Source organism: Vibrio sp. L3-7, from assembly GCF_963898195.1.
Lineage (GTDB): Bacteria > Pseudomonadota > Gammaproteobacteria > Enterobacterales > Vibrionaceae > Vibrio > Vibrio echinoideorum.
The window spans coordinates 270,600-285,336 of sequence record NZ_CAWQUW010000001.1; the positions used below are offsets into that span (position 1 = coordinate 270,600).

The 14,737-nt window shown below is 44.8% G+C and carries 12 protein-coding genes; 5 read left to right on the plus strand and 7 right to left on the minus strand.

The annotated features are described in order from the left end of the window. Nucleotides 1–8: 8 nt before the first annotated feature. The 4 genes from AACW75_RS01260 to AACW75_RS01275 form a co-directional block, all read right to left on the minus strand. Nucleotides 9–1,157, minus strand: coding sequence for a lipocalin-like domain-containing protein (locus AACW75_RS01260; protein WP_237297368.1), 1,149 nt, complete (start codon nucleotides 1,155–1,157; stop codon nucleotides 9–11). After that, entirely contained in the window at nucleotides 1,147–3,600 is a 2,454-nt protein-coding gene (locus tag AACW75_RS01265) for an ABC transporter permease (RefSeq protein WP_145563799.1), read from the minus strand. Before AACW75_RS01265 ends, AACW75_RS01260 begins: the two co-directional genes overlap by 11 nt. Further along, the gene (locus AACW75_RS01270; protein WP_020477143.1) at nucleotides 3,581–4,252 is read right to left on the minus strand and encodes an ABC transporter ATP-binding protein; all 672 of its coding nucleotides are present in this window, start codon (nucleotides 4,250–4,252) and stop codon (nucleotides 3,581–3,583) included. Before AACW75_RS01270 ends, AACW75_RS01265 begins: the two co-directional genes overlap by 20 nt. A 122-nt stretch (nucleotides 4,253–4,374) precedes the next feature. Continuing rightward, entirely contained in the window at nucleotides 4,375–5,748 is a 1,374-nt protein-coding gene (locus AACW75_RS01275) for an MATE family efflux transporter (RefSeq protein ID WP_017074636.1), read from the minus strand. Between the two features lie 96 nt (nucleotides 5,749–5,844). Between AACW75_RS01275 and AACW75_RS01280 the strand changes: the two genes are divergently transcribed. Further along, nucleotides 5,845–7,287 carry a DUF2867 domain-containing protein gene (locus tag AACW75_RS01280; protein WP_145568199.1) on the plus strand — a complete coding sequence of 481 codons (1,443 nt, stop codon included), beginning with the start codon at nucleotides 5,845–5,847 and terminating at the stop codon, nucleotides 7,285–7,287. A gap of 116 nt (nucleotides 7,288–7,403) precedes the next feature. Here the strand turns inward: AACW75_RS01280 and AACW75_RS01285 are convergent, their stop codons facing one another. The 3 genes from AACW75_RS01285 to rsuA all read right to left on the minus strand — a co-directional run bounded on the left by AACW75_RS01285 (nucleotide 7,404) and on the right by rsuA (nucleotide 10,165). Beyond that, entirely contained in the window at nucleotides 7,404–8,063 is a 660-nt protein-coding gene (locus AACW75_RS01285) for a DUF2913 family protein (protein WP_145568198.1), read from the minus strand. Beyond that, nucleotides 8,063–9,280: a Bcr/CflA family multidrug efflux MFS transporter gene (locus tag AACW75_RS01290; protein ID WP_145563794.1), complete on the minus strand. Its 1,218-nt coding sequence runs from the start codon at nucleotides 9,278–9,280 to the stop codon at nucleotides 8,063–8,065. The genes AACW75_RS01285 and AACW75_RS01290 overlap by 1 nt, the downstream gene beginning before the upstream one ends. Nucleotides 9,281–9,469: 189 nt before the next feature. Beyond that, nucleotides 9,470–10,165 (minus strand): 16S rRNA pseudouridine(516) synthase RsuA, encoded by a 696-nt coding sequence (gene rsuA / locus AACW75_RS01295; protein ID WP_029225004.1) that lies wholly within the window; start codon nucleotides 10,163–10,165, stop codon nucleotides 9,470–9,472. Nucleotides 10,166–10,262: 97 nt separating this feature from the next. On the opposite strand from rsuA, the gene AACW75_RS01300 reads away from it, so the two are divergent. The 4 genes from AACW75_RS01300 to AACW75_RS01315 all read left to right on the plus strand — a co-directional run bounded on the left by AACW75_RS01300 (nucleotide 10,263) and on the right by AACW75_RS01315 (nucleotide 14,686). Beyond that, nucleotides 10,263–12,005, plus strand: coding sequence for a DEAD/DEAH box helicase (locus AACW75_RS01300; RefSeq protein ID WP_004734668.1), 1,743 nt, complete (start codon nucleotides 10,263–10,265; stop codon nucleotides 12,003–12,005). A 104-nt stretch (nucleotides 12,006–12,109) separates the two neighbouring features. After that, complete coding sequence (locus AACW75_RS01305; protein WP_017074641.1) at nucleotides 12,110–12,508, plus strand: PepSY domain-containing protein; 399 nt, start codon at nucleotides 12,110–12,112, stop codon at nucleotides 12,506–12,508. Between the two features lie 28 nt (nucleotides 12,509–12,536). After that, nucleotides 12,537–13,196 carry a response regulator transcription factor gene (locus tag AACW75_RS01310; RefSeq protein WP_102552778.1) on the plus strand — a complete coding sequence of 220 codons (660 nt, stop codon included), beginning with the start codon at nucleotides 12,537–12,539 and terminating at the stop codon, nucleotides 13,194–13,196. Nucleotides 13,197–13,336: 140 nt separating this feature from the next. Beyond that, on the plus strand, nucleotides 13,337–14,686 hold the full coding sequence (locus AACW75_RS01315) for an ATP-binding protein (protein ID WP_145568197.1): 1,350 nt from the start codon (nucleotides 13,337–13,339) through the stop codon (nucleotides 14,684–14,686). Nucleotides 14,687–14,737 lie beyond the last annotated feature (51 nt).

The following is a 14,737-nucleotide window of genomic DNA, read 5'->3' on the forward strand; positions in this document are numbered from 1 at the left end:
GGTGTTTTTTAGTAGCCAGTTAGCTGCATAAAGCCTGTCGCTTCATGACTTCCGCTCGCCATTATGGGGCCTTCCCAATATGGTATGACAAATGGCAGCCACATATCTCTGCGTTTGATGCGCGTCGTAAGATTGATATTATGTTGTGGCACGTTGATTATCCATTGCAGTGGCATTCTTCTGCCATTCAGTAACGTTGTGTTCTGCAGAGGCTTGATAGAGATATCCGAATCCGTCAACTGATAAACTTTGCCAGAGCGGGTCGCCAACGTCCCGAAAACATAAGGTAACTGTTGATTGTGACGGTAGCGGTTAATACTTAACGCCGTGCCATCATCAAGGTTAAACACAAACCAATCCCAACCTTGTTGCCCTACTCCGAGTAAGCCACTTCCCCACTCTTTATGTACCCATGCCGTCCCTTCAACTTCCTTGGTAACACCGTCGAGATTCAACACACCAGTCAATGATAAAAAGGGAGCGCTGAAGTTATAAGACGCAACAGGCAGTAAATCGTGTTTTTTCTGATAACCATTGTCTCCATTCAACACATATGGCCCTTTCGCCACAGTGTCCAGCTCAAGACCAAACGTATCCGTTTTTACTTGGAGGCGACCGGGGAACGGGGTATTACCCAATGCACGCCAGTTCCAGTTATCAATCCAAATTCTAAACGGACGATTCGTCATCCCCGCTTGGCCAATTCCGCCACGCGCTAAACGCTGTTCTTTCCAGACTTTAGAGTCAGAAGAAATCACTACATTTGAAATATAGATTTGTGGACTTTGCCATCCCGGAGTTTCGCGCTCGTCTGTAGCTATACGAAAGAAGCTCCATTGAACCGAGTACTTCTTACCGTCATCCCCTTTTAGAGAAGCAAAGTAGTGCCACCATTCGTGTTGAAAATCAGGGTGGAATTGGAAGTCTCTCGGCAGAGAAACGGTTCTATCAGGCAGCACAGGTTCAAACACATTAAAATGCTCGCTGACCAGCACCGAGTTAACTTCATTTACGCCCTTTTCACCGACATCAACGAAATAGGAGTAATAAGCCCAGAGACCTAAAAGAGCACCAAAGAAACTAACTAATAAAACAGATGATATCAGTCGGTGTTTGAGTTTAATTGAACCGTTGCGTTGAAACATATTAAAGTGCATCCCTCAATGACTTCATCGGCGTGTTCCGAATCATTCTCATCACTGGTAAAGCACCAGCGAGCATTAATGCTGCCATTGCCCACGCAAATGTCACTAAATAATCCCATGGAATCACTTGTAACTCGAGAGACCAGCCAAAAGATTGCTTAATGACGATATCAACGATTAAGCTCGCCAAGGCTAAGCCAAGCGGAATGGCTATTAAAGAGGAAATAAGCCCAAATACAAATAATTGTAAACTGCCGGTGAGAATCAGTTCTTTGGCCGAAACGCCTAAACAACGTTGCAGTGAAATATGCCTTTGACGCGACACTTCACCCGCAACGGTAGCAAAGAAGATACCGAAAACCGCAATCACTAAGGTGATATTGCCCAACGTATCGGCAATAGCAAACGTTCGATCGAACACACGCATTGCTTGGCTGTGAATATTATTATTATCGAAAATACGTTCAGAGCCGAGCCTAAATACGCTCTCTAATCGGCTTCGTAAACCGATGGCATTCACATCATCTTTCAATGTTACGCCAAGTCCCACATTGCCCTTGCCGGCAAATCCATACAACCAGTTACGATGTGACATCATCACTTGATGATAAGGGTTGCCATAATCGTAATACACCCCAACAACTTGCCAACCGGAGCCTAGGCTGTCATAAAGATCAATATAGTCACCGGGGCGAATACCCAGTTTTAAAGACATGGATTCGCTGATCAATACACCTTTAGAGTGATGTAAATGATACCAATAGTTCGGAATACCTAACTTAATCGTTAGAGCTTCTAATTCACCTTCAGATGGGCCAGTACTCACAACCTGAATGCTGCCTACAGGAGAAGCGACGTCTTTTTCCCAACGCCACCAAACCGAATCAACCTCGGGTTGGTCCGACAGCCAATTGCTCATACGAGCAGCCGCATTGTTGGTTGGGTATATATAGAGATCAGCCGCCAAACGCTGCGTTAACCATTTATCGGTGGTATCCCTGAAGCTTCCGACCATGGTTTCAACACCAATATTAGCCGTTAACGCCAACATAAAGGCCATCGTCGCAACACCACGATAGCTCATACTTGAGGCTGCATCGGAGAAGAACCAACGAGCACGAACCCAACGTAATGAATAAGATAAACTGTTGAACAGTTTCCACATCAAGAACGGCGTAAACAGCGCCACACTCACCAGCATCAGCGCGATAATAGCAAACCCCGTCTCTTGGGTTTGAGGAGCTTGATACACCGCTACTGCAGCGACACAGAAACCACAACCTATCAATGCTTGCCAAGTAAACTCAGTGCCGGCAAAACGCATTAAGGACAATCGAGAGGTCAAACGAATAGGTTGGGATTTCAGTAAACGAACCAACGGCCAAGCGCACGCCAAGAATGCACCAAGCAATGCCATCAATAAGCTATAACCACTCCAACGCCAACTCCAGCTCAACGTTAAACCGACGTTAGCATCATAAAGATCGCCTAGGCTTGAAGACACTGCCGGTAACAATTGATTCGCTAACATCACGCCAAATATATTGCCGCATATCCAGCTTAATAAAACCAAGATAAGCAGCTCTAAACAAAGTGCCTTCGTAAGCTGCCAACCAGACACACCCGTTTGTCTTAGGATTCCAACTAATGGTTGACGCTGAATAAATGAAAGTGACATCGCTTGATAGAAGATAAACAAGCCCACCACAAACGACAGCATACCCATCGCGGTTAAGTTCAAGTGAAAAGCACTGGTGAGTGATTCAAGCTCCGCCTTTGAGCTGCGAGTAATCGTCAAACCATTTGGCAATATGTTCTTAAGACGCTCGAACTTCTCAGGAGGCATGTCTGAACAAGCAATAACCGAAAGCCCAGCGCTGCGTTTTAGCATTCTGAGCAATGAGATGTCCGCAATCAGGCGAGTACCATCAATAATATTGTTTTGATCGACAGCCACGGGGCCTAGATCAGAACCGTCTAATAGATGGATATAATCACCACTTTTCCACTCCATATGTTCAGCAAGGTCATCACTGACAAGGATCGGATACGGCGGCTTCATGAGATTTAAGGTGGTGAGATCTTTTAACGCAACACCCGGCTGTAGTTGAAGCATAGACACGGGGTCTAAGCCAATCAGCATGAAATTCGCGCCGTTTTCATCAGTGATACGGTGATGGTCAAAAGGAGAACACTGTTGAAAGCCTTCACGGCGAAGTTGGATATAAAAGCCTTGCGGAATTTTATTGGCGTTGTGTTTTGGTCGAATACGATAAGGGAGAGGATTCGAAAAGAGTTTTTCGCCATGCGCATAACTTTGCTTGGCGTGTTGGTTAATAGCGGTAACACCAACCAAAAGTGATACGCCAAGGGTTAAACCAAGCCATACCAATATAATCTGAAGTGGGTAACGTCGATAGTGACCGAGTAGTGCCTTAACTACGGGCCATAACATGCAGTTGCCCTCCTTGTAGACGGATACGACCATCCATATGTAACGCTACTTTTTCACTGTGCGTAACCAGTAACAAGGTACATTCTAGCTGACGGGTTAAAGAGGTCAGCAAACGCATCACCGCTTCCGCATTGCGTTCATCGAGGCTTCCCGTAGGCTCATCGGCCAACAAAATCTTCGGTTCCATATACAATGCACGAGCAATCGCCGCACGTTGCTGTTGACCACCAGAGGCCTCTTCAGGGTAACGTCCAAGTAAAGGCATAAGGTCTAAAGCCGACAGTATCTGTCTCCAGAGCCCTTTATCTTCAGGTAAACCCTTTAATTGGCGACAAAAACGAATGTTGTCGGCAATATTAAGCGTTGGAAGTAGGTTGAATTGCTGGAAAATGTGACCAATATTATTTCGACGATATGCGGTGCGATTACGTTCTGTCGAATCGTGCATATTGAAGTTTGGGAAAGCGATTTCACCAGAGTCTACCAAATCTAAACCCGCGATAAGATTCAATAATGTACTCTTTCCTGAACCGCTTTCTCCCATTAATGCGAGTTGGTCGCCTTGGTTTAATGTTAACTCAGCACCTTGCAAAACAGGGTGGAATTCTCCCCCGTCGACATAGCCTTTACATAGGTCTGACAGCTTTAACATTAAACAGCTCACATTAGATAGAATTTGGAAGGAGAATCTACACTAATTCCCTGTTAGGAGGAAGTATTTTGAAAGATAGATCACACGCCAGCGATAAAGTAGTGCGATCGATGCGCCCCACTTCAATTTCCTATTAAGTTTTTAATCCATTTTCTGGTTTTCATGCGATAGAGCGAACCGCCCCACTTAATGACCTCTTCAGTCAAGAACAGTAAATACACCCATTCTGGCGGGAATTTGAAATAAATAGCGGCAACCGCAGCCAAAGGTATACCAATCACCCACTGAGCAATTAGGTCTTGATAGAGGCAGAACTTAACATCGCCACCCGCTCTCAATACGCCAACAATCACTGTCATTGGGATTGAACGGATAACGATTCCGACACTTAAAATCAGAATAAACTTCTCGGAAAGAGCTCTGGTTTCTTCAGTCAACGCACTGAACGCATTCAATATTGGCATTTGCACAAAATAAAGGAATATCGCCACAACAATACTGGTCAGGAAACACAAAATAGTTAGGCCAAGAGCTTGATAATAGACTGCCTCATTATTCTTCGCGCCAAGTTGGTTGCCAACCAAGACAGAAGCCGCATTCGACATACCAATCAATAGGCTCAGCGAGATAGACTCAACTGGCGTCATCACCGAAAGCGCTGCTAACCCTTGTACACCCGATTGTCCCATGATTGCGTGATAAGCAAATAGGCCACCAGCCCATGCTAAGAAATTGAACGTCGTTGGCAGCGATAATTTCAAAAAACGAACCACTTTCTCGACGGTTGCCGCCGCTTGAATATCGCAGAATTTGAAGGCTAATAAATGCTTTGAAAAATAGAGGTAACCATACAAGGTCGCGACTTCAATAGCGCCACTCATTACTGTAGCAATCGCCGCGCCTTTTATGCCCAAAGCAGGAAAACCTAAATTACCGAAGATCAGCACCCAGTTTAAAAACACATTAGAAAGAATGCCGATTCCGCTAAAGAAAGTACTGAGCCCCGGCTTATGCATTGCTCTTAGACCAACAGCCATGCTGCTCACACACGATACCGCCAACATGCTAAATGAGGTGATAACGATGTATTCCATACCCAAATTAATGACTTCTTGAGAATCTGTGGTCACACCCATGATTTGCGCGGGAAAAGAGACAAAGAACACAATCGTAAGCAAGGCAAATAGTGTCGAAACCAACCAGGTCAGTGCGGTACTTTCTCTGACTCCTTGTTTGTCGCCCGCTCCCCAGTATTGTGCCGTCAACAACGCACCACCTGTGGTAACACCAACTAGCATAATAGTCGTCACAAACATCGCACGGCTTGCTACCCCTACCGCCGCAATGTCTGCTTCTCCAAGCTGACCTAACATCAACACATCCACTAAGCCTCGGCTTGAAAACATAATGCTCTGTAAAGTGATAGGCAAAGCAATCGCAATAAGCCTACGAACAAAGTCACCTCGGGTGTGATGAATAATGGAAGAGAGCAACATAGAGATACCTAAACGGAACGTATTGATGAATAAAGATAAATATCGCGCTATTATATCAATGTTCGGTTTTTAACCACAGATATAAATGGAGTAACAATGAAGAAAGTACTGGTTTTAGGCGCTTCTGGATATGTTGGTTCGCAGCTCCTCCCTTTACTGCTTGAGCAAGGGTATCTAGTCACTGCAGCAGCAAGGCATATCGATTATTTAAAGGCGCGAACCGAGCCTCACGATAACTTATCGCTTGAGTATCTTGATCTCGCAGATCAAGCCGCGACGCAGGCATTAGTACCCGATTTTGAACTGATATTCTTTCTAGTTCATGGGATGGCGGAAGGCCATGACTTCATTGATTACGAACTCAACTTAGCGCGTAACTTTATTTCGGCGCTTGGGCCAAAGAATCAACATGTTATCTATCTCAGTTCTCTTCAGCCTCAAACGGGCGATTCAGAACACCTTCAAGCCAGAAAAAAAACCGGACAGCTACTTCGAAAAGGGCCAGTTCCAGTAACCGAACTCCAAGCTGGTGTTATCATCGGCCCCGGCTCTGCGGCATTCGAGATCATGCGAGATTTCGTTTACAACCTACCAATCATGATTGCGCCAAAATGGGTAGACTCCAAAGCTAACCCTATTGCACTGCAGAACCTTAACCACTATTTACTGAAACTTGCACAAGACACGCCAAGCGAAAGCCAAACGTTTGAAGTTGGCGGGCCAGATATCGTCTCTTATCGAAATCAGTTTGCTCATATTGCGAAAACGGCCGACCGTCCGCTCAGGCTTTGGGCAACATCACTGCTAACACCTAAAATCGCGTCATATTGGCTAGGCGTCGTGACCTCCGTCCCTTCTAACATCGGTAGAGCGCTTCTCGCAGGCTTAAAGCATGACTTCATTGCCAGTTCTACCACTATCAGAGAGAAGTACCCTCAAAAACTCATATCGTTCGAGAGCATGGTTGAGCAAGCTATTCACGCTGAGGGAAACTTCGTCAAAAGTAATGTATGGGGGTTTGATAAAACCGCGTTCAAACGCTGGCAAGCTGGATATGGCTACTACCCAAAGAAAACCGGTGCAAGTATCACTTCAACAGCATCACTAGAATCACTATGGAATGTTGCACAGCAGATAGGAAGCCCCAAACAAGGTTACTTCTTTGCCAACACTTTATGGCGCACGCGTGAATGGTTAGATGTTCTATTTGGTGGCGGTATACCCGTTCGACAAATGCCAGAAGGACCAAACCTAAAAGTCGGTGACAAGATTGACTCGTGGAAGGTCATTCGTTGTGAGGAGAATCAGTTTTTATCTCTGCTTTTCGGAATGAAAGGCCCAGGCTTAGGTCGACTGGAAATTACGGTGTCTGACCACGGTGACTCTCGCGAACTGAACATTTCAGCTTGGTGGCACCCAAAAGGCTTCTTAGGACTCCTTTATTGGTTCGCAATGATGCCTGCGCATCTTTTCATCTTTAAAGGTATGGTTAAGGCGATAGAGAAGCAGGCTAAAGAGCAAATGCGAGATTCAGAGTAACAAGACGCGAAAAGAATAAAAGCAGAGGCGAGTGTCTAGATGCTAAGGGATTAAAGCAGATACAAAACAAAAAGAGCAGGCTCAAATGGCCTGCTCTTCTAATCCAAAATCTGCTATTAACCAATAATACTGATTGGAATCTCAGCCAGTTGGTTACCTTGGTTAGCAGGATACACGATATATTCACCGTGGTACTTCACCGCTGACTTATAGTCAGTGACTTTATGAAGCATGAAATCCGCTTCCATTGCTGCTTGAATAAACTCAGCGTGGTTACCACGAACAAACCAGTTCATCGGTTTAACCATCAACTCACCGTCGAAAGAGTCATCACACTGTTTGCCACAAAGTGCAAAAGAGTGTTCGCCATCCGTAAAGAATTGAATTTTTCCACCAGTGGTTAGCTCATCTTCGCTTGAAACGCTCCAACCCATCTCATACATCTTGTCCATAAAGGCTTCAACGTCACTGTCTTTCAACGCTTTTGGCTCTTCGCCTTCAGGGAAAAATTTACCGTAAAACGTAGAAATACGTTTAAAGATAAAGGTCAAATCAGAGTTATTGCCTTTTGAACGTCCCTGCTTCTGCCAACGCACCAAATCGGGAACAATCACACGATCATAAGACTGAGCTTTAATCGCTTTCGTCACCCAACGAACTAAATAAAGGTTATTCGCAATAGGCGCATCAATCGCTTTACCTGCCTTATGCAGAGCGTAAAGCTCGCCCAACGCGTCATTCACTAACTTCTGAATTTCAATATAGTATTTTGACATTATGCCTTCTTTCCTAATGTCCAATATAGTAATGCTGACATTACTGCACACGCAGCCATTACCATAGCCATAGACCCAGCACTGTCACTTGGCAGCATCGCAACGATAGCACCAACGACAGAACCAGTACCAAATCTTAATGTTCCAGCCAGAGAAGAGGCTGTACCTGCCATGTTTGGATAACCACTTAACAGTAGACCCATAGAGTTACTGCCGATAGTAGAGATGGTTCCAATAAATAACATCACAAATGGCACAATTCCCCAAAGCCCGAGATCCAATGCCCAACCGACGAGTAAACCTAAGCCAGCCAGCAATTGAATGATCAACGCTGCTCTCAACATAGTATGAGAACCGACTTTTTTAACGATTCGACCATTGACTGTTGTCATCAGAATCATCGCAACAATGTTCAGACCAAAAAGGTAACCAAACAAGTCAGGACGTACGCCATAGACATCAATGTAGACAAAAGAGCCTGCAGTCAAAAATGCGAACATCCCGGAAAACGAGAATGCACCCGAGAAAATCAGGCCCATAACGGTCGGGTTTTTACACAAACGAGCGTAATTGCGAATCGTCGTTTTAAAGCGCAATGGCTGACGGTTTTCGACAGGCAATGTCTCAGGAATCTTAATCAATACCGCTATAATCACGATCACTGCAAAAATAGCCAACACCCAAAAAATTGAACGCCAACCGAACCACAATGCTAAGTAACCACCAATCATAGGGGCGATTAATGGCGCAACCGTCATCACCAAAGTAACGAAAGACATCGTTCTTGCGAAGTCTTCACGGTCAAACATATCACGCACAACCGCTTGAATGATTACTGCGGCCGCTGCACCAGCAAAGCCTTGAGCAGTACGAACTAACGTGAGCGCTTCAATGCCATGAGTGGTAGCACTCACTACAGATGCGATCGCAAAGAGAAATACACCAATCAACAGAACAGGCTTGCGACCATAACTGTCGGCTAACGGGCCATGTAACAACTGACCTAAAGCAAAGCCTGCAGTGTACGCTGTGAGTGTGATTTGCACTTCACCTGCAGTTACACCTAGATCTCTGGCGATCGTTGGCATAGCAGGTAGGTACATATCGATTGCGAGAGGTGTTAAAGCACCAATAGCGCCCAGAACCAAAAATAGCATCCAACCTAACTGAGGCGTTTGGGGTTGTGAGCTTGGGGTCTGTGAGGTAGACGTTTGCATAACTCTCCGACTAAGTACTAGGTTTATGTGAGCACGAACATGCACGCAGCAATATACGAATACGCACAGTGATACACGAATATGCGCACACATACATGAACATATAGCAATAATGGCTGAAACTGTCCTAGTACCAGTCAAAATAATCAGCCGACGCTATCCTTGGTCGGCTACATCACTAGATAGGAATTACTTCCAGATAGAGTCAACTTCTTCTTGTGTTAGATAACGGTATTCACCTAACTCCAAAGATTCGTCCATCTCGATTTCACCGATACGCTCACGGTGTAGCGCTTCAACCTTATTACCAATTGCCGCAAACATGCGCTTAACTTGGTGGTATTTACCTTCGTGAATCGTTAGAAGCACTTCGCGCTCCGCACGTACTTCAAGGTGTGCTGGAAGTGTTAGGCCATCTTCGCTCTTAAGCTGGATACCTTCTTTGAACTTTTCAACATAATCGTCTTCAACAGGTTCAACCAACCACACACGGTATGTTTTTTCGCATTTGTGCTTTGGCGACGTGATACGGTGAGACCACTTACCATCGTCAGTCATTAAAACAAGACCGGTGGTATCAACGTCAAGGCGACCTGCAAAATGCAGCTTGTCCATTTTGATTTCATCAAGTAATTCAAACGCAGTGCGATTTGAGCTATCTTCATGCGAACAAACAAAGCCTTCTGGCTTATAAAGCATGATATAACGCAGGCCGTGAACATGCAGTTCATTGCCTTGCCATTCCACAACGCACTCTTCAGTTACCTTGAGTGAACCGCTTTTTTGAATGACATCATTAACTGTCACTGCTTTTGATTTTAATAAGTGTGTTGCTTCTCTTCGAGTGACGCCTAACGCATCGCACAGAAATTTATCTAAACGCATGAATACCTCAACTAATCTAAGTCGGGTATTATAGTCACCTTTGCTCAATTAGTTGAGCTATTTCACACTATTTGTTTTTCACCATACAAGACTCGATATGTATACACTCCGCCCGTACCAAGCCGACTCCGTAAAATCAGTGATTCATTACTTCAGAAAACACCAAACTCCTGCGGTTTTGGTACTGCCCACAGGCGCAGGAAAAAGCCTTGTGATTGCTGAACTGGCAAGGCTTGCTAAAGGTCGTGTTTTAGTGCTTGCTCACGTTAAAGAACTGGTAGAGCAAAACCATGAAAAATATGAAGGTTATGGCTTGAAAGGTTCGATTTTTTCCGCCGGTTTAGGCCGCAAAGAAACCGACCAACAAGTGGTGTTTGCATCGGTTCAATCTGTGGTTAGAAATCTCGACTCATTCTCTAATCAGTTTTCATTACTGGTTATCGATGAATGCCACCGCGTTCCCGATGAAAAGACCAGTAGCTATCAAAAAGTGATCACACACTTACGTGAGAATAATTCGGGTATTAAGGTGCTTGGGCTTACTGCAACACCATATCGCCTTGGTATGGGTTGGCTTTACCAATATCACACCCGTGGCCAAGTGCGTTCTGAAGAGCCGCGTTTTTTCAGAGACTGTATTTTTGAATTACCGATTCGCTACCTGCTCGACGAAGGTTTCCTCACACCAGCACGCATGATTGATGCTCCAGTTCTGAGCTATGACTTCTCGCAGTTAAAACCAGCAAGCACTGGTCGCTATAAAGAAGCAGAACTCGATATGGTGATCGAGCAATCGAAACGCGCCACGCCGCAAATTGTCGACCAGATCATTGAACTGGCCAAAGACAAGCTCGGCATCATGGTGTTCGCTGCGACCGTTAGACACGCACAAGAGATCCTTGGCTTATTGCCGGAAGGTGAATCATCCATCGTTATTGGAGATACACCAACACTCGAACGCGACCAAATCATCAGTGATTTCAAAGAGCGTAAAATCAAATTCTTGGTCAACGTATCAGTATTAACTACAGGCTTTGATGCCCCTCATGTCGATTTAATCGCGATTTTACGCCCGACAGAGTCCATCAGTTTGTACCAACAAATCGTTGGCCGTGGCTTACGCTTGTCTCCGGGCAAAAAAGAGTGTTTAGTGCTCGACTATGCAGGTAACAGTTACGACCTTTATCAACCTGAAGTGGGCGACCCAAAACCCGATTCCGACAGTGAAATCATCACCATTCCCTGCCCTGCTTGCGGCTTCAATAATAACTTTTGGGGCAAGCTAGACAGCAACGGATTTTTACTTGAGCACTTTGGCCGTAAATGCCAAGGCTACTTTACCGATGAAGACACAGGCGAACGTGAACACTGCAACTATCGTTTCCGCGCGAAGTATTGCGGTGAATGTGGCGCTGACAACGACATCGCCGCGCGTATTTGTCATGAGTGTGATGCCACCTTAGTCGATCCAGACAAAAAACTTAAAGAAGCGCTGAACCTGAAAGATGCCTTAGTGTTTGAATGCTTAGAGATGGACCTTAACGTTCTCAAAGACGATAAAGGTAAATCACAACTTAAAGTCACCTATCGTGGCGAAAACCAAGCGCAAGTGCATGAATTTTGGTCATTAACCACCAAGAAGCAAAAACAAAACTTCAAAGATCAATTTGTTCGTCCTCATCTTGCAGACAGGCATCGCCCTTTTGAAGAGGCTTCACCAACGAAAGTGGTCGCTCACCAACATCGATTCCGGCCGCCTCAATTCGTGATTGCACGTAAAGTCGGACGCTTTTGGAAAATGAGAGATAAAATATTCGAAGACGAGCTTCAACAGCGCTAACGTCTCACTTTTCGAGAACCTAAATCTCATTATTAATCAGGTTCACTTTCTGTTCAGAATCACTTTTTTATACTGAACGCTATCAACCTTCTCTAGGATTCGCTATGTTTAGTAAAGCTATGATTTCTTTGTTTTCTATAAGCTTAGGCTTATTGGTTTCTGCCAATGTCTGGGCTGACTCAGATCATAACGGTCATGACCTTGTACAAGATGTTCATAAAGCAGGAACTCGTATCGAATTTGAAGAAGATCAAGACGAAGTCTACGAAGCAGTACAAGAAGGCTATATTCGCCCTTTCTCAGAAATGTATGCGGCAGTTGAAAACGATCTGCATGGTCGAATCATTAAAGTAGAGCTTGAAGAAGATGACGACATTTGGGTTTACGAGCTCAAAATTAATCATCAGAACAACATTATTAAAGTCGAATACAACGCTGAAACGCTAGAAATGTTGATGATAAAAGGCCGAAACTTTAAAGACGCCATAAAAAACACCAACTAATAATTCATAACAATAAGAAGAGTAAAACATGAAAATTTTAGTCGTTGAAGACGAACCTCGTTTAGGCCAACAAATTATTGAAACACTTGAGGGAGCAGACTGGGTACCAGAGCTTTCTCAAGATGGTATTGACGCACTCTACCGTGCAACATCAGAAGAATGGGACGTGATTGTTCTCGACCTAGGCTTACCAAAGTTAGACGGCTTAACCGTATTGAAAGGTATTCGAGACGAAAACATCAATACACCGGTCGTAATTTTGAGCGCTAGAGATACGCTGACTCAGCGTGTAGAAGGTTTGAATGCAGGCGCTGACGATTACCTAACTAAGCCATTTGAGATGGTAGAACTGATTGCTCGAATCCGCGCTCAGTTGCGCCGTGCATCTGGCAGTGCCGCTCCTATTCAACAAATTGGCGACCTAAGCCTAGACACGCGCAGTTCAAAAGTACTGTGGCAAGGTCAAGCCGTTAGCCTAACTGCTCTAGAATATAAAGTGGTTGCGTATTTCATGCATAACCAAAACAAAGTTATCTCACGCACGGAGTTGGTTGAGCACATTTACAAACAAGATTTCGATCGCGACTCAAATACCGTAGAAGTGTTTATCGGACGTATCCGTAAAAAAATCGCACCAAAGATCATCAAAACCGTTCGTGGCCTCGGCTACCAACTGAATGCTGAATAGCTTTAGCGCCATCACAAATAGTAAGTGCAATCATCAATCAAGCGCATCTCAACCAAATACACACATCAATTAAGTGGATAGCCTGTTCTGATCATCGTAATGCTGATAAATCGCGACGAGCAAAGGCAGGCTAGAAATGTATGAATCTAAAAAAAAGAACACTTAAAAACATCAGCCTTAAAAGCCGCTTGCTCCTCGCTGCGGCTTTTTGGCTAGGTGCAATGATACTCGCTGCCGGTATCGGAATTCCAAAATTGGTTAACGATTATTTGGTCGATGACGTCAAACAGCAATTAAGCCTTACCATGGACGAGCTCACCGCCAATATTGAAACCAGTGATAGTGGCAACCTCATCATGTCCGAGCGACTTTCAGATCCAAGATTCAACCAGCCCTATAGTGGGATCTATTGGCGTGCCGCCACTCAAGATCAAACCATTCGTTCTCGTTCTCTATGGGATAAAGATCTCACCATCAAGCGATCACCTATCCACACATCGGTCAAAGGGCCACAAGATGAGAAGCTGATTTACATTGAGCAAGACATCTACTTACCTGAACTAAATGAGCCCGTTACCATCACCATTGGTCTTGATGAAGATCCACTCGAATCGACACTTCATCAACTAACAAGCCAAGTTTGGCTTATTTTGATGTTGTTGTTTGTGGGTGTTCTTCTGCTCATCGGTATTCAAGTCAGTTGGTCACTACTGCCGCTGAGTAAAATGCAGCGTGAATTAGCTATGTTAAGAAAAGGCGAACAACAAGGGTTAAGCGACAATTACCCGAAAGAGGTTTCGCCATTAGTCTCTGACCTTAATGCCCTACTCTTCCATTATCAAGAATTGTTGGAACGAGCTCGTAACCACGCAGGTAACCTTTCTCACGCATTAAAAACACCGTTATCTGTTCTGAAAAATGAAATAGAGATGCTTCCCGACAACGAGAAAAAACTCCTACAACAACCCATTCATCAGATTCAAAGCCAAATAGACTATCATCTTGGCCGTGCTCGTATGGCTGGCGCAATGAACATCCTTTCGGTGAAGTCATCGCCTTGTGAACGTGTCGAAGCTATCGCGATGGCTTTTGATAAAGTCTACGCCGCTAACGACGTCACCATGATCAATGAGCTGGACTCTGAGCTTGAAGTTGCCGTAGAAAAAACCGACCTCGATGAGATGGTCGGAAACCTGCTTGAAAACAGCTACAAATGGGCGAGCAGTATTATTCGGGTACACGCTAACGAGCTTGCAGACGGTAATATTGAATTGGTCATTGAAGATGACGGAAAAGGCATTCCAGAAGAGAAACTCGCGCAAGTCACCAAACGAGGCGTTCGACTTGACGAGACAACGCCAGGTACAGGTTTAGGGCTCAATATCGTGAACGAAATGGCCCACAGTTACCGAGGCAGTTTAACACTCGGCAAGAGCTCAATGGGTGGCTTGAAGGCATCTCTCATTCTGAAGGTTTCTCAAGCTTCTTAGGCTAAAGAAAACCTCTAGAGCATCTAAAGCATCTAAAGAAAAACAGGAGTT